The sequence below is a fragment of the Stenotrophomonas sp. 05L413 genome (assembly GCF_056397945.1).
In genome coordinates this window covers 1,022,408-1,036,933 of sequence record NZ_JBFTOL010000001.1, presented here as the reverse complement: position 1 = coordinate 1,036,933, position 14,526 = coordinate 1,022,408, and the positions used below count along the sequence as shown (strand labels likewise).

At 66.6% G+C, this 14,526-nt stretch carries 14 protein-coding genes; 11 read left to right on the top strand and 3 right to left on the bottom strand.

What is annotated here, in order from left to right; genetic code table 11:
* The first annotated feature begins 30 nt into the window (after positions 1-30).
* From AC1DIQ_RS04590 to AC1DIQ_RS04580, 3 genes are all read left to right on the top strand, one after another.
* Entirely contained in the window at positions 31-912 is an 882-nt protein-coding gene (locus AC1DIQ_RS04590; protein WP_121039584.1) for a helix-turn-helix transcriptional regulator, read from the top strand.
* Positions 913-981: 69 nt separating this feature from the next.
* Positions 982-3,840 carry a TonB-dependent receptor plug domain-containing protein gene (locus tag AC1DIQ_RS04585; RefSeq protein ID WP_478049486.1) on the top strand — a complete coding sequence of 953 codons (2,859 nt, stop codon included), beginning with the start codon at positions 982-984 and terminating at the stop codon, positions 3,838-3,840.
* A 170-nt stretch (positions 3,841-4,010) separates the two neighbouring features.
* Positions 4,011-4,217 (top strand): hypothetical protein, encoded by a 207-nt coding sequence (locus tag AC1DIQ_RS04580; protein ID WP_121039578.1) that lies wholly within the window; start codon positions 4,011-4,013, stop codon positions 4,215-4,217.
* Between the two features lie 56 nt (positions 4,218-4,273).
* Here the strand turns inward: AC1DIQ_RS04580 and AC1DIQ_RS04575 are convergent, their stop codons facing one another.
* Both AC1DIQ_RS04575 and ppa read right to left on the bottom strand, forming a co-directional pair.
* Entirely contained in the window at positions 4,274-5,392 is a 1,119-nt protein-coding gene (locus AC1DIQ_RS04575; RefSeq protein ID WP_121039575.1) for an HDOD domain-containing protein, read from the bottom strand.
* 154 nt (positions 5,393-5,546) lie between these two features.
* The gene (gene ppa, locus AC1DIQ_RS04570; RefSeq protein WP_019183821.1) at positions 5,547-6,083 is read right to left on the bottom strand and encodes an inorganic diphosphatase; all 537 of its coding nucleotides are present in this window, start codon (positions 6,081-6,083) and stop codon (positions 5,547-5,549) included.
* Positions 6,084-6,342: 259 nt separating this feature from the next.
* On the opposite strand from ppa, the gene AC1DIQ_RS04565 reads away from it, so the two are divergent.
* The 5 genes from AC1DIQ_RS04565 (at position 6,343) to AC1DIQ_RS04545 (ending at position 12,130) form a co-directional block, all read left to right on the top strand.
* Positions 6,343-6,837, top strand: coding sequence for a hypothetical protein (locus AC1DIQ_RS04565; protein WP_478049485.1), 495 nt, complete (start codon positions 6,343-6,345; stop codon positions 6,835-6,837).
* A gap of 35 nt (positions 6,838-6,872) precedes the next feature.
* Positions 6,873-7,349, top strand: a complete 477-nt coding sequence (locus AC1DIQ_RS04560; RefSeq protein ID WP_121039569.1) for a hypothetical protein — start codon at positions 6,873-6,875, stop codon at positions 7,347-7,349.
* A 106-nt stretch (positions 7,350-7,455) separates the two neighbouring features.
* A complete protein-coding gene (locus tag AC1DIQ_RS04555) occupies positions 7,456-7,956 on the top strand; it encodes an RNA polymerase sigma factor (protein WP_121039566.1) in 501 nt (166 codons plus the stop codon).
* A gap of 110 nt (positions 7,957-8,066) precedes the next feature.
* A complete protein-coding gene (locus AC1DIQ_RS04550; protein WP_282263829.1) occupies positions 8,067-9,041 on the top strand; it encodes a FecR family protein in 975 nt (324 codons plus the stop codon).
* Between the two features lie 173 nt (positions 9,042-9,214).
* Positions 9,215-12,130, top strand: a complete 2,916-nt coding sequence (locus AC1DIQ_RS04545; protein WP_478049484.1) for a TonB-dependent receptor — start codon at positions 9,215-9,217, stop codon at positions 12,128-12,130.
* 93 nt (positions 12,131-12,223) lie between these two features.
* Here AC1DIQ_RS04545 and AC1DIQ_RS04540 read toward each other — a convergent pair whose 3' ends face one another.
* On the bottom strand, positions 12,224-12,481 hold the full coding sequence (locus AC1DIQ_RS04540) for a DUF2789 domain-containing protein (RefSeq protein ID WP_121039557.1): 258 nt from the start codon (positions 12,479-12,481) through the stop codon (positions 12,224-12,226).
* A gap of 165 nt (positions 12,482-12,646) precedes the next feature.
* Between AC1DIQ_RS04540 and AC1DIQ_RS04535 the strand changes: the two genes are divergently transcribed.
* The 3 genes from AC1DIQ_RS04535 (at position 12,647) to exbB (ending at position 14,523) form a co-directional block, all read left to right on the top strand.
* Positions 12,647-13,234, top strand: coding sequence for a biliverdin-producing heme oxygenase (locus AC1DIQ_RS04535; protein ID WP_152152589.1), 588 nt, complete (start codon positions 12,647-12,649; stop codon positions 13,232-13,234).
* A gap of 49 nt (positions 13,235-13,283) precedes the next feature.
* Entirely contained in the window at positions 13,284-13,676 is a 393-nt protein-coding gene (locus AC1DIQ_RS04530; RefSeq protein ID WP_336619098.1) for a YbaN family protein, read from the top strand.
* Positions 13,677-13,791: 115 nt separating this feature from the next.
* Positions 13,792-14,523: a tonB-system energizer ExbB gene (gene exbB / locus AC1DIQ_RS04525; protein ID WP_152152587.1), complete on the top strand. Its 732-nt coding sequence runs from the start codon at positions 13,792-13,794 to the stop codon at positions 14,521-14,523.
* Positions 14,524-14,526: the final 3 nt, after the last annotated feature.

Here is a 14,526-nt window from a genome sequence, read left to right as displayed (position 1 = left end):
GGCCAGCAAAGGCAAACTCTCGGTGAAGTCATGCGTCAGCTCTCCCTGGCCGATCGCGGTCAAGCGCTCTCCCTGGACAAGGTCGTCGACGACGGTCCCTTGCCAACCTGTCTGGGTGTGGCCCGGTTGGGCAGTCTGCAAAGTCCTGGGACGACCTTCACTGTGTGGATCCAGTTGCGTGGCAGCGCGTGGGTCGAGTCCAAGGAAGGGCGGTTCCGCTTGCGCCAGCGTGAGTGGATCGCCTTCGAGAAGGAATCGCGCCCCATGGTCCAGGCCGGCCGCGACGGTCTGTGCATCGGGCTGAGCCTGGCGCCGGACGCGCTGCGCGCCCTGGGTGAGCTCACCGACTGCAGTCTCTACGCGGGTCGCGGCAGCATGAGCCGCAGCGACGCCCGCGTCGCCCTGCGCCTGTGGCGTGACGTCCTGGCCACCGGCCATCCTACCCAGGCCCTCCGCCCGGTGCTGCTGCATCTGGCCGCCCTGCAGCAGGGCATGGCGACTGGCGTGCAGCGCTGCCCGGGGCGCTCACGCAGCCGCAAACGCCAAGTCTTCGGACGCATGCAGCGCGCCCGTCTGTACCTCGAGGGCAACAGCCACCGTGTCGTGCGCATTGGTGAACTGGCCGAACTGACCAATTTCTCCAGCTGGTACCTGTCCAAGACGTTCCAGAGCCTCTACGCGGAAAGCCCGCAATCGCTTTCCGCCCGCCTGCGCCTGGAGCGCGCCGCCGATCTGCTGCGCGATACGGACATGATGGTCGGCGAGGTGGCGGCAGCGAGTGGATTTGACAACTGCTGCAGCTTTGCACGGGCGTTTAGAGCCCGCTTCGGACTGTCCGCGTCACGCTATCGTGAGGCCGGTGCGAATCTCTCGCCAGAGTCGGCAAAGTCTTCGGTTGTCTCACGCAAATAATTCACTGCAACGCAATCGTAACTTTCCGAGGCGTTTTTAACACGCTACTAACGTACCTCGGAGAGATAAATGAATTTTCGTACTCCCGCAGTGCGGCTGGGCCTTCTGCCCGCCGGCATTGCGCTTGCCCTGACGCCGGCCTTTGCTTCGGCGCAGGAAGCAAGCGGCACGACCGACCTGGACCGCATCCAGGTCACCGGCTCACGTATCCGTCAGGCCAGCACCGAGACCGCCCAGCCGGTGATCGCGCTGCAGCGCGCCGACATCGAGAAGCAGGGCTTCACCAGCGTCGCCGACATCGTCCAGAACCTGTCGGCCACCGGCTCGCCGGCCATCAGCCGCGCCGATGCGCTGTCCTCGGGTGAAGAAGTTGGCGGCCAGTACGTCGACCTGCGCAACCTCGGCCCGGAGCGCACCCTGGTGCTGCTCGACGGCAAGCGCATGGGCGTCAGCTCCGGCGGTTACACCGACCTCGCCTCGATCCCGACCTCGGTCGTGGAGCGCATCGAAGTCCTGACCGATGGCGCTTCGGCGATCTACGGTTCCGACGCGATCGCCGGCGTGGTGAACATCATCACCCGCAAGAACTTCGACGGCCTGGAAGCCAGCGTCTACCAGGGCCAGTACGGCCAGGGCGACGGCGACAAGACCACCTACAACTTCGTCTACGGCCAGACCGGCGATCGCGGCTCGATCACCCTTGGCGCCGAGTACAGCGAAGAAAAGCCGGTTCTGGCCAAGAACCGTCGCTACAGCGCCTCGGCCAACGGTTACCGCCATCCGGTGCCGACCGATGAGGACACCAACGGCTGGAGTGCGATCACCGAGAAGGGCGTGCTGGTTACCGATGATGGCAACTACGTCCTGAACCCGGGCGGCGCCTCGAACAACTTCGGCGACTACCACGAGCTGGGCAACGCCGATCTGTCCAACCCGTCGCAGCAGATGTTCCTGTCGACCGGCATCAAGCGTCGTTCGGTCTTCTCCAACGGCCAGTTCGATTTCACCGACAACATCCGCGGTACCGCCAGCGTCCTGTACACCGAACGCGAAGCGCTGCAGCAGATCGCCGGCTATCCGTACCGTTCGGCTGCCTACGACACCCAGATGGACGCCAACAGCGTCTTCAATCCGCTCGATACCGACGTTGATTTCATGCGTCGTACGTGGGAAGTGCCGCGTCAGACCAAGTCCGAGCTCAACACCTTCCGCTTCAGCGGCGGTCTGGAAGGCTCGTTCGAGTTCGCCGACAAGTACTTCGACTGGGATGTGGGCTACGTCTACAACCGCAACAAGGGCGTCAAGACCGGCACCGGCAATCTGTTCATTCCGAACGTGAAGAATGCCGTGGGTCCGTCGTACTTGGATGCGAACGGTGTTGCCCAGTGCGGTACCGCAGCGGCTCCGATCGCCGGCTGCACCCCGTGGAACCCGCTGCTGCCGTACGGCTCCACCGCCGACGGTTCGCTGTCCAACCCGGACCTGCAGAAGTACCTGTTCCTGCCGACCCACGACACCTCGCTGACCACCAGCAAGGTCTACAGCGCCAACCTGAGCGGCGCCATCGTGACCCTGCCGGCCGGCGACCTGTCCTTCGCGACCGGCTACGAGCACCGCGAAGAAGAAGCCGAGTACAACCCGGATGCGCTGCTGCAGTCGGGCCTGAGCACCGACCTGGCCGGTGCGCCGACCGCCGGTGGCTACAAGCTGGACGAGTTCTACCTGGAACTGAATGTGCCGATCCTCGCCGATCTGCCGTTCGCCAAGGAACTGTCGGTCGATATGGCCGGCCGTTACTCGGACTACAACACCTTCGGTGACACGTTCAACTCCAAGTTCGGCCTGAAGTGGAAGCCGATCGACGACCTGCTGGTCCGTGGCACCTATGCCACTGGCTTCCGTGCGCCGACCGTGGCCAACCTGTACGGTGGCACCTCGCAGAGCTTCGACAAGTACACCGACCCGTGCGACACCTCCTTCGGTGCAGCCGTGCGCAACCCCGACGTCGCCGCCCGCTGCGGCGGTGCCGTGCCGGCCAACTTCCGTCAGGAAGCGTCCGGTGGCATCGATGCCACCGGCCCGGGCGCACAGTCGAACTACCCGTACCTGTCCGGCTCCAATGATGGTCTGCTGCCGGAAACCTCCAAGACCTGGACGGTCGGCCTGGTCTACAGCCCGAACTTCGTGCAGGGCCTGGATGTCAGCCTGGACTGGTGGAAGATCCGCATCGACAACGTCATCGCGGCAGAGTCGGTCACCTCGATCCTCAACCAGTGCTACGTGCTGAACAACGCCAACGCCTGTGACCGAGTCACCCGTGACACCGACTCCGGTCAGGTCGTCGACGTGACCCGTACGCTGATCAACGGCGGCTACCAGGAAACCGCAGGTTACGATCTGGGTATCCGTTACCGTCTGCCGGAACTGTCCTTCGGCAATGTCGTCATCGACTGGAAGACCACGTATGTGGACTACCTCGAGTACAAGCGCGACAACGAAGCTGAAACCGCTGTCGAGCAGCACACTGGCTGGGGCACGGGCGACTGGGGCGGCAACTTCCGCGTGCGTTCCAACCTGAACATCGATTGGAGCCTGGGCAACTTCGGCGTCAACTGGGGCATGCGTTACTACTCCGGCCTGAAGGAAGAGTGCGCCTACGATCGCGAAGGCGGCCCGGAGTGCAACAACCCGAGCTACTCGTCGGCCTATACGCTGGCGATCCCGGTGCGCAACACCGGTTCGAACACGTTCCATGACCTGCAGGTGCGTTACACCACCCCGTGGGATGCCACCATCTCGGCAGGCGCGAACAACGTGTTCAACCACGAAGGCCCGGTGATGTACAGCCAGCCGAACTCGAGCTTCTCCTACTACGGCGGCTTCGACATCGGTCGGTTCTACTACCTGAAGTACACCCAGCGCTTCTGATCCATCGAAGCAATGGCGCAAAAAAGGAGGGCGGACCGCAAGGTCCGCCCTCTTTGCGTTGTGGGTAAGGAAACTCTGAGTTTCAGCGAAGGGTGATCCGCCTCACGTTTCGAGTGGAAATTCAGTTGATACCGTCAATCGGTCCAATCTTGGACGATTGAGAGATCGATATGAAAATGACGCTCGCTCAGAAATTCTCAGCCGTGTTCCTTGCGTCCCTCGCGCTTGGCGCCAGTGCATCGCCCAGCCTGATCATCTGCGCAGGAGGGCGCTACTGCGAAGGCGTCCGTGCCGAATGCCTGGCCGAGGGCCGCTCGGCTGCCATGTGTGAGCGCCTCTGGCGTGATTGCGTGCTGGACGCCTGTCCGCAGCGCTGAAACGACGATGGCGCGCCACAGGGCGCGCCATCCTTTGAGAACGTTCCACCTCACACTCAGGCGTCGCTGGCGACCAGCCCCATCAGTGCGTTGGCGTGATCGCGCCACTGCGGCAGCTTGTTGAGCACGCCGGCCCGCTGCAGATACTCCTCGTCCACCGGATCGCCATTGATCAGCGCCAGTGCTACGTGCACCGCACCGGTCACCCAGAAACTGCGGGTGTTCGAGCGCTGCGGCTGCAGGTGGAAGGCCACCGCCTCGATGATCGGCATCGGCAGGCCCCACAGCCCCAGCAGGTAGGCGCCTGCCTCGGCGTGACCCGGGCGATTCTCTGCCGGGTCTTCGGCGCTGCGTTCGTTGCGTACGCCCGGCAGCAGCAGCCCGATGTCGGCCAGCAGGGCCGCGGTGGCGCCCAGTTCGGCGCTGGACTCCGGCAACAGCTTGGCGGCCAGGCGGGAGGCCAGCAGCGCGCGCTGCTGCAGCGAGTTGCGCTCGGCACCGGACAGCGGCTGCGCGGAGAACACTTCGCTGGCCAGGACCAGATCACGCAGGGTCGACAGCCCCAGGCGGGTCACGGCGCTGCGCAGGTCGGAGATGATCCGGCCATTGTTGAAGAAGGCCGAGTTGGAGAGCTGCAGCACCTTGGCCGCGATGGCCGGGTCGGCCGCGACCAGCTTGGCCACGTCGGCGGTGTTGGTATCGTCGTCGTGTTCCAGCGCCTGGGTCAGGGTCAGGTACAGATGCGGCGGGGAGGGCAGCTTCTCGATCCGGCCGATGGCGCTGCGCAGGCGCGCGCTGTCGAGCAGTTCGCGCAGCTCTTCCAGGCTGGTCAGGGCTTCGAGCAGGACCTCCGGGGCCAGCGGCATCGGCAGGAAGCGATGGGCCACGCCGATCAGGCGCGCCGGCGGCGGGCGGTTGCCATGCTCGGCATCCACCAGCGCGATCCGGATGGTCTCAGGGCGCAGCGTACGGATCTGGCCGAGCAGCGTGGTGGCGTTGAGATCGGGCAACTGCGGGCACACGATCACCGCATCCACCGGCGAGCCGGCAACGATGCCCATGGCGCTCTGGCCATCGGTCGCGGTCAGCGGTTGCCACTCTTCCCCAAGATCGGCAATGAATTCCAACAGCTCAGCCGACAGGCTGGCTTCGTCCCCAACAAGCAGAATGCGCACGACACGGTCCCCTGGCTGACCACGGTGAAACGCACCGTGGACGGTGTGAAGAGACGCAATGTACCCAATCCGGCACGAATAGTGATGTGCCGCATTGAAAAAACGTGATGCGCATCGCTCCGGCAGCGGTGTGCCGGAGCGACGCAGGTCAGTCTCAGGCGATGTTGCCGAGGTAGCGCTGGTGCGCTTCGACCAGGATCTTCTTGGCTTCGGCGGCGCCGCCCCAGCCATCCAGCTTGACCCACTTGCCCTTTTCCAGATCCTTGTAGTGCTCGAAGAAGTGGCCGATGCGCTCCAGCCAGTGGCTGGACACCTGCTCGATGTCCTCGACGTGGGCATAGCCACTGAACACCTTGGAGATCGGCACGGCCAGGATCTTCTCGTCGCTGCCGGCTTCATCGCTCATCTTGAGCACGCCGACCGGACGGCAACGCACCACCGAGCCCGGGACCAGCGGCAGCGGCAGCACCACCAGCACGTCGGCCGGATCGCCATCGCCGCACAGGGTGCTCGGCACATAGCCGTAGTTGCACGGGTAGCGCATCGGGGTGGAGAGGATGCGGTCGACGAAGATCGCGCCGGTTTCCTTGTCCACTTCGTACTTCACCGGCTCGGAATCCTTCGGGATTTCGATGATGACGTTGATTTCTTCCGGCGGGTTCTTGCCCGGCGAAACGAGTTCCAGACCCATGGTCGTGCTCCAGCTGAGAGGGGGTAGGGCGCAAAGTCCGCCATTTTAGGCCCATTGGCGGCCAGCGTGCAGCGGCCGTGCCGCCGATCGGTCGATCCGCAGCGGGCGTAGGCCAGGAAGGTCACCCTGCGCGCGGGGGAGGGTGGGCAGACCGCCACAGGGCAGTGCCGTCAATCCCGACCCTGCCCCGGGCAGAGGGCCGATGGTTGCGCCTGGCCGAGCGGTCGATCATGGCCACGAACCCGCTTGGAGGATGGTGATGACCCTGACAAATCGGATGGCCCGCCTGTCGATGGCGCTCGTCCTGTCCCTCGCGGCGGTGGCCGGGGAGGCCCGCGCCCGCAGTGGTCCGTACGTGGATCTGGTCGACTTCCCCTACACCGAAGCCAACTGGGACCGCTTCTACGATCTCCAGGATCATCTGACCCGGGAGTTCCATGACCTGTGTGGCGCGAGGTACTGCCAAGGTGCCTATGCCAACCACATCCTGCTGCAGTTCCGCTGCTCGGTGCAGGCGGCCAGCGGGAGCGTAGGCGCATGCACGATGGTGATCGGCGCCGGCAATCTCGAGGTGGACGCCACCACCGGCAAGGTGGTGCCCGACAGCCGCACCTGGGCCTGCGCGGCGCCGCTGGTGCCGGGGACGTCCGTGGAGGCATTGCATGCCGCCCTCGGGCGGCGTGACGCGCTGATCCGGCCGCTCCCGGGCACACACCGATCCATGCACGACGCGCTGTTCGAGTGCCTCAACTGAGCATGCGCTTCCCCAACGCCGTACAGGAGACACCCATGAAACCGATCTTCCCGAGCGCTCTGCTGGTACTGGCGGTCTGCAGCCTCCCGATGGACGGCCGTACCGCGGAGACCTTCGTCGACGCGCGGACCTACCCGACCCAGGCCGTGGGCTGGGAGCGCTTCCGTGCGGTGGAAGCCCGCTTGGTCGGGGGCTTCAACGACGTCTGCGGCGACACGTTCTGCGAGGGCGAGTACCACAACCTGCAGGCGCTGCGCTTCCGCTGCTCGGTGGAGGCGGCCAGCGGGCGGGTGGAGGAATGCGTGTGGACCTTCACCGGCAGTACCGCCCGCGTCGACGCCGCCAGCGGGGCGATCGTGGTCGATGCGCGGACCTGGGCCTGCCGGGCGCCGTTGGCGGCCAATACGCAGTTGCCTGTGTTGCTGCAGACCCTGGAGCAGGGGCAGGCACTGCACGCCCCGTTGCCGGGCACGCCCGACAGCATGTACGACGGGCTGACCGAGTGCCTGTGAGGCCCACCCGCTCGATCTGCAAACGTGACTGATTCTCATTTGCGGAGTAACATGCCGCGCCTTACGGGTTGTCGTGTCCCTGCGGCCCCGCTTCGTGCATCGGCCCATGTCCACCAACGCCACTACCCTGACCGAGCTGTTGATCCGCGAACGCCCGGCGCTGCTGCGTCTGGTGCAGCGCATTCTGGGCAGCGACAGCGGCGCTGAGGATGTGATCCAGTCCATCTGGTTCAAGGCCCGGGGCGTGGACAGCGGGCAACCGATCAGCAACCCGCGCGCCTATCTGTACCGGCTGGCTGCCAACCTGGCGACCGATCATGGGCGTGAGCGCACGCGCCGCACGCGCCTGTTGGCCGAGCACTACCTGTGGGGCCCGGAGGAGGCGCTCTCAACCGAAGAGCAGGCGATGGCGCAGGACGAACTGCAGCGCGTGCTGGACGCAGCGGAGCACCTGCCCGAGCCGACCCGCACGATCTTCCGCCTCAACCGCCTGCAGGGCATGACCCAGGTGGAGGTCGCCAAACGTCAGGGCGTGTCCGTGACGACCGTGGAAAACCACGTGCGCAGTGCACTGCAGCGATTGGCCTGGGCGCGCAACGGGCGCTGAGCGGCACCGCCTGGGCTTGGGGAAGCCCGTTTCCCATCCGTCTTGATCATAATGCCGTCCCTTCCGGCATCTTCTTCGTCCGCGCGTGATCGCGCGATCCACCGCCAGCCATGAGCCCGCACGAACAACCGCCGATGTCCCGACCCTTGCCGCCGTCCGACCCTGCTGCCGTCCAGGCCCGTGCCTGGATTGCCTGGCTGGCGTCCGGCGCGGTCGAGCCGGTGCAGATGCAGGCTTTCGAGCAGTGGCTGGCCGAGCCTGACAATCGCCGCACGTTCGAATACGAGCGCCAGTTGTGGCGCAGCCTCGGGCCGCGACCGGCGCCCGCCGCGGCGGCAACACGGTCACGGCGCCGGCCGCGGTGGCCGCTGGTCGGGGTGGCCAGCGCGGCGCTGCTCGCGCTTGCGTGGGTGGCACCGGAGGCGTGGCTGCGGCTGCAGGCCGATCACCGCAGCGGGACGGGCATCCAGGCCGTGGCGCTGCCCGATGGCAGCCGCGCCGTGCTCGATGCCGACAGTGCCATCGCGGTCCGGTACGACGGGCAGGTGCGCCGCATCGCGCTGTTGCGCGGGCACGCCTGGTTCCAGGTGACGCCCGATCCGGCGCGTCCGTTCCAGGTGGAGGCGCAGGGCGGTGTGATCGAAGACATCTCCACGGCGTTCGCGGTCGCCAGAGAAGACGATCACGTGGAAACGAGGGTCGAGCAGGGACGGGTCCGGGTCGCAGCGGCCGATCGGGCGGGCTGGACATATCTCGACGCGGGCCAGCGCGCGCGCTTTGCACCGGGCGGGCGGGTCGTGCGGGAGCAGGACGTCGCCCTTGACCGCATCGCCGCATGGCGCGAGGGCGAACTGCTGCTCGAGGCGACCGGGGTCGAGGATGCGGTGCGGCGCATCGCGCGCTATCGCGCCGGCGCCACCTTCGTGCGCGGCGATCTGTCCGCATTGCCGACCGTCAACGCTGCCTTTCGCATCGACCGGCCGGAGCAGGCACTGGACGCGCTGGCGGTGAGCGCTGGCTTGCGCGTCACCCGGCTGCCGATGGGGGTGGCGATCGTGGCACCGGCCAACATCACGGCGGAGTAGCGCGGCGAGCCCGTGGTCGTGGCATCACGTACACGCACGGGTCTTGGGGCTGCGCACGGTTCGTTCGTCTTACCCGGCATAACGTACCCGCCGCCGCCACGTACGTACGCTGCATCCGCACCCGCGTGCGGGTGACCCGCCTCTGCGGCACTGATCTTCTGACAGGTTTTTCCATGCGCATCTCCACCCGCGCGGGCCATCGTCCGCGCCCGTCACGTCTCTGCATCGCTTTGCTCACTGCTGGCCTGGCGGCCGCGCCCGGCCTGCCGGCATTCGCCCAATCCAGCGCGGTACCCGCTGCGGCGACGCTGCGGTTCGACATTCCCGCCCAGCCGCTGTCCGATGCGCTGCGCACGTACATGCGCCAGTCCGGGGTGCAGGTCGCCTATCCGGCCGCGCTGGCCGAAGGCGTGACCTCCACGGCGGTGGCCGGGCAGATGGATGCGCAGTCTGCCTTGCTGCGCCTGCTGCAGGGCAGCGGGCTGAGCCTGCGCCAGGTCGGGCCGGACGCGGTCACGCTGGAGCGCGCTGCCGTGGCAGCCAACGACGATGGCCTGATCGTCACCGACGCGCTGAGCGTGGCCGGTGACCGCATCGAAGGCGGCGGCGATGCCGAGCGTGCGCTGGAGGTGTACCGCACGGCCGGTTCCAGTGCCTACATCGCGCGCGCCACCATCGAGCGCTTCCGCGGCACCTCCACCGCGGACATCGTCAAGGGCGTGGCCGGCGTCACCGCGGGCGATCCGCGTACCGCCAACGCGCTGGACGTGAACATCCGCGGCATCCAGGGCCAGAGCCGCATCCCGGTGATCATCGACGGCGGTCAGTCCACCATGGATACCTACCGTGGTTACGCAGGCCAGTCGCAGCGCACCTATCTGGATCCGGACCTGATCTCCAACATCACCATCACCAAGGGCCCGAGCCTGGGTGTCAACGCCTCCGGTGGCATCGGCGGCGTGGTGGAGATGGAAACGCTGAAGATCGAAGACGTGCTGCGCGACGGCCGCGATGCCGGGCTGCGCGTGCGCACCGGCATGGCCAATGCCAGCGCCAACAACGTGCCCGCCTATGACGCCGCACCGCGTACCGACCGCAGCGCGCTGGGCAGCCAGTTCTTCAACATCGCCACCGCCAAGCATTGGGATCGCGTCGACCTGGTCGCGGCGTACGCATGGCGCGAGAACGGCAACTATTTCTCGGGCAAGCATGGCTACGACGATTTCCCGCAGACCCGGCGCACCTTGGCGCCGTTGAATCCGCCGGATACCGAGGTGTTCAACACCTCCTCGCGCTCGAAGTCGTTCCTGCTCAAGGGCACTTGGCGCATCGACGACAACCAGACGCTGGAAGCCGGCTACCGCCGCTATGAAGGCACCGCCGGCGAAATCATGGCCTCGCAGATCATCCGTGTGGACCGTGACCGCGTACCGCAGTGGGATCCGGGCCATGTCGACATGGATGCCTACAACCTGCGCTACCGCTTCAACCCGGACAACGAGCTGATCGATCTGAAGGCCAACCTCTGGTACACCGACGCCGACAGCCTGATGTACAACGGCCTGACCGGCATCACGCCGTGGTACTTCGATCGCCGCACCGAGTGGTACGACGGCCCGTCGTTCAATACCGATCCGGGCTACAAGGATGCCTACCGCAATGAGCTGACGCAGACGCGGCTCGGCTTCGATGTGGGCAACACCACGCATCTGGATACCGGCGCCGGGCTGTTCACGCTGGACTACGGTCTGTCCTTCAGCGATGAGGACGTCGGCCCCGGCCCGCACTCGCCGGTCATGCACGACGACCTGGTCAACAACCGCTTCCTGCGCAATGCCGAGCGCAAGGAATACAGCGCGGTGGCCTCGGTCAAATGGCAGCCGGACGAGCATTGGGAAGTGGTGGTCGGTGGCCGCTACAACCGCGTCAACGTGCATGACCGCAACCGCCTGGCCACGCCGGACGCCTACGGCGTGATCGGTCAGTACCGCTACACGCAGCTGCTGGATGGCAACCCGAACCTGCCGGCATGGCGCGCCAAGCGCATCGCCATGCTGAACTGGTATCCGGATGCCAATGGCCAGTTCACCGAGGCCTCGCTGCTGGCTTCGCCGTATGAGAAGGGCACGGTCGGTGACATCACCGGTTGGAACTTCTATGACGCCGATGACGCCGAAGACCTGAGCGTGCCGGTCAGCTGGACCTGGTCGCAGCCGATCCGTCGCCGCGACAGTGCCTTCATGCCCAGCGCCAGCGTTGCCTACCGCTTCGACGAAGACACGATGGTGTATGTGAAGTACGCCGAAGGCGTGAAGCTGCCGAGCCTGTTCGAAACCACGCTGGGCCTGTTCACCGCGGCCAAGCCCACCGGTGAGCTCAAGCCGGAGCGGGCAGGGACTTGGGAAATCGGCGCGAGCACGGTACGCCACAATCTGTTCACCGAGGGCGACCAGGCGGGCTTCAAGCTGGCCTACTTCAACACACGCATCGATGATCTGATCACCCGCGACTACCGCACCCTGTCGGCCGGTCTGATCCGCAACGTGGACCGTTTCAAGGTCTCCGGCGTGGAGTTGCAGTCCAGCTATGACAGCGGCACGGTGTTCGCCGATCTGTCCGCGCACTACTACCTCCAGGCCAAGACCTGCGCGCCGGATATCGCCGCCGAGCGCCGCGCCTACGGGATCCAGCGCAGGATCGAGGAGCTGAAGAACACCCCGGACTGCGTGGATGGTGGCTTTGAAGGCTCCTACAGCAACACCCAGAACCCGCCACGCTACAACGTCAACCTGACCCTGGGCTCGCGCCTGTTCGACCAGCGCCTCAGCGTCGGTACCCGGGTGATCCACAACGCCGGCCCGATCAGCAAGCTGGACAAGGAATGGAACGTCGGTCTGTCGGCGATCCAGCAGCTGTACCGCCCGGCGACCATCGTGGATCTGTTCGCCAGCTGGCAGGCCAGCGAGCAGTTCGCGGTGGACCTCAACGTGGACAACCTGACCGATCGTTACTACCTCGATCCGCTGGCGCTGGGCGTGATGCCCGCACCGGGCCGGACCGTGCGGCTGGCGCTGACCTACCGCTACTGATGCCCGGACACGACAGGGGCCGGCATTGCCGGCCCCTGCGTGCATCCGGCCGGCACACAGGGTGCGCGGCCGGTATCGGCATCCCGCGATCGCTCAGCCCGCGTTGGCCTGTACGGTCGCATCGGCGTGCAGGGCTTCGCTGAGCTCATCGACCACGATCGCCCACTCGGCATCCGAGCGCAGCTGCTCGGTCAGGAACTGGCGCTGCCCCTCGTTCCAGTAGGGTGCTTCGATCAGGCGGATCTCGTTGGACAGCTGGTGATCGCGGATGAAGGCGGCAATCGCCGCCTCGCTGGCGTCCAGGCCGAGCTGCAGGAACAGATTGGTCATGCGCGGTTCGGTGGTGATCATCGTGTCATTCCAGTGGCAGGGCGTGGTCCGTATTATCGGGGCAAGGCCGTGACGGTGGCATGTGACGGTCGCACCGCTGACCGCGCGACAATGGGCTTGGGGTTACCCCCGTGCCAGACGTCTTCAACAGAGAACCGTGCCCCACTTCCCCATCCAAGCAGTGCCATGATCGTCATCGATACTCCCCAAGCCACCCGCAGCCAACGCCTCAAGGCGGCCACCCGTGACAGCCACGGCGCGCTGGACAAGCGCATCATGGCCGGCGACATCTTCGCCAGCCGCGACCTGTTCGCAAAATTCCTGCGCGTGCAGTACCGCTTCCACCGCGATATCGATGCGCTCTACGGCAACCCCGCGCTGGACGCGCTGCTGCCCGATCTGGACGAGCGCCGCCGGCTGCCCCTGATCGCCCGCGACCTGGCCGACCTCGAACAGACGCTGCCGCTGCCGGCGTCGACGCGCCTGGATGGCGATCTGCCGCTGCCGGCCGCGCTGGGATGGCTGTACGTGGCCGAAGGCTCCAACCTGGGCGGCACCGTGCTGTACAAGATGGCCGCCAGGCTCGGTCTGGACAGCGGTTTTGGCGCGCGCCATCTGGCCGCGCATCCCGATGGCGCGGCCCGCCACTGGCGCGAGTTCACCGCCGCGCTCGATGGTCTCGCGCTGACCGAGGCGCAGGAGCAGCAGGTGATCGATGCGGCCGACGCGGCCTTCCGAAGCGTGCACGGGCATGTCGAGGAAGAATTCGCATGACCGCCGCTTGCTGCACGCCCGCCGTGCCGGACCACCACCGCCGCCCATGATGCGCTGGCTCTGGTTCGGCCTGGGCTGGATCATGGTGGCGCTGGGCGTCATCGGCGCCCTGCTGCCGGTGATGCCGACCACGATCTTCCTGATCCTGGCGGTCGGCTGCTTCGCGCGCAGCTCGCCGACGTTCGAACGCCGGCTGCTCGAGCACCCCCGTTACGGTCCATCGCTGCGGCTGTGGCGCGAACAGGGCGCGATCAGCCGCAAGGGCAAGGCCTTCGCCGGCGCCGGCATGGCGTTCGGGTTCGCCATGTTCTGCTGGGGGGCGCATCCGTCCTGGCCGCTGCTGCTTGGCGTCGGCCTGTTCTTCGTGGCCAGCGCTGGCTACGTGCTGTCGCGGCCCGCGCCAAGGCCGTCGGTCACGCCCGATCGCCCGTCGGAGCGCTGAACGTGCTGTCCGCCCCGCGCTGATTTCCACCGCCTCGCCCCCCGATACTTGTTCGCCCCTTTCCCGCCTCCGGCCCTGTCACGTGCCGCGATGCCCCTGACCGACGACTCCGCCCATGACCTTGCCCATCGCTCTTCCTGCCGCCGTGGCGGCACTGCCGCATGACCTGACGCCGTGGGGCATGTACCAGGCCGCCGATGGCGTGGTGCAGACCGTGATGATCGGGCTGGCACTCGCCTCGATCGCTACCTGGACGGTGCTGGTTGCCAAGACCTGGGAGCTGGGCCGGCAGCGGACGCGGCTGCGCCAGGCGCGCGCGCTGCTGCTGCAGGCCGCGCATCTGCCGGTGGCGCAGACGCATCCGCTGCTGGACGACGGCGCGGCGCATGACCTGATCGACGCGGCCCGGACCGAGCTGCGCCTCTCGCAGGATGCGCAGGATCCGGTCGGGATCAAGGAACGGGTCGCCTCGCGCCTGGAACGCATCGAGCTGGCGCATGCGCGGCAGCTGCGCACCGGGGTGGGGCTGCTCGCCAGCATCGGCGCGATCGCGCCGTTCGTCGGCTTGTTCGGCACGGTGTGGGGGATCATGAACAGTTTCATCGGCATCGCCCACGCCAACACTACCAACCTGGCCGTGGTCGCACCGGGCATCGCCGAGGCGTTGCTTGCCACTGCGCTCGGCCTGGTCGCAGCGATTCCCGCCGTGGTGATCTACAACCACTTCACCCGCGTGCTGGCCGGCATCCGCGGCTTGCTCGGTGATCTGTCGGCCGGCGTGCAGCAGCTGGTCTCGCGCGATCTGGACCGGCTCGGCAATGCGCCGGCTGTCCGCGACGCGCGCTGAGGA

What these genes read in the sequence shown, in the direction of transcription:
- AC1DIQ_RS04530 (WP_336619098.1), top strand. Translation starts at nt 13,284, where the DNA reads ATGCGCTGGCTCTGGTTCGGCCTGGGCTGGATCATGGTGGCGCTGGGC.
- AC1DIQ_RS04550 (WP_282263829.1), top strand. Translation starts at nt 8,067, where the DNA reads ATGAGCCCGCACGAACAACCGCCGATGTCCCGACCCTTGCCGCCGTCC.
- AC1DIQ_RS04545 (WP_478049484.1), top strand. Translation starts at nt 9,215, where the DNA reads ATGCGCATCTCCACCCGCGCGGGCCATCGTCCGCGCCCGTCACGTCTC.
- exbB (WP_152152587.1), top strand. Translation starts at nt 13,792, where the DNA reads ATGACCTTGCCCATCGCTCTTCCTGCCGCCGTGGCGGCACTGCCGCAT.
- AC1DIQ_RS04585 (WP_478049486.1), top strand. Translation starts at nt 982, where the DNA reads ATGAATTTTCGTACTCCCGCAGTGCGGCTGGGCCTTCTGCCCGCCGGC.
- AC1DIQ_RS04555 (WP_121039566.1), top strand. Translation starts at nt 7,456, where the DNA reads ATGTCCACCAACGCCACTACCCTGACCGAGCTGTTGATCCGCGAACGC.
- AC1DIQ_RS04535 (WP_152152589.1), top strand. Translation starts at nt 12,647, where the DNA reads ATGATCGTCATCGATACTCCCCAAGCCACCCGCAGCCAACGCCTCAAG.
- AC1DIQ_RS04590 (WP_121039584.1), top strand. Translation starts at nt 31, where the DNA reads ATGCGTCAGCTCTCCCTGGCCGATCGCGGTCAAGCGCTCTCCCTGGAC.
- ppa (WP_019183821.1), bottom strand. Translation starts at nt 6,083, where the DNA reads ATGGGTCTGGAACTCGTTTCGCCGGGCAAGAACCCGCCGGAAGAAATC.
- AC1DIQ_RS04580 (WP_121039578.1), top strand. Translation starts at nt 4,011, where the DNA reads ATGAAAATGACGCTCGCTCAGAAATTCTCAGCCGTGTTCCTTGCGTCC.
- AC1DIQ_RS04565 (WP_478049485.1), top strand. Translation starts at nt 6,343, where the DNA reads ATGACCCTGACAAATCGGATGGCCCGCCTGTCGATGGCGCTCGTCCTG.
- AC1DIQ_RS04540 (WP_121039557.1), bottom strand. Translation starts at nt 12,481, where the DNA reads ATGATCACCACCGAACCGCGCATGACCAATCTGTTCCTGCAGCTCGGC.
- AC1DIQ_RS04560 (WP_121039569.1), top strand. Translation starts at nt 6,873, where the DNA reads ATGAAACCGATCTTCCCGAGCGCTCTGCTGGTACTGGCGGTCTGCAGC.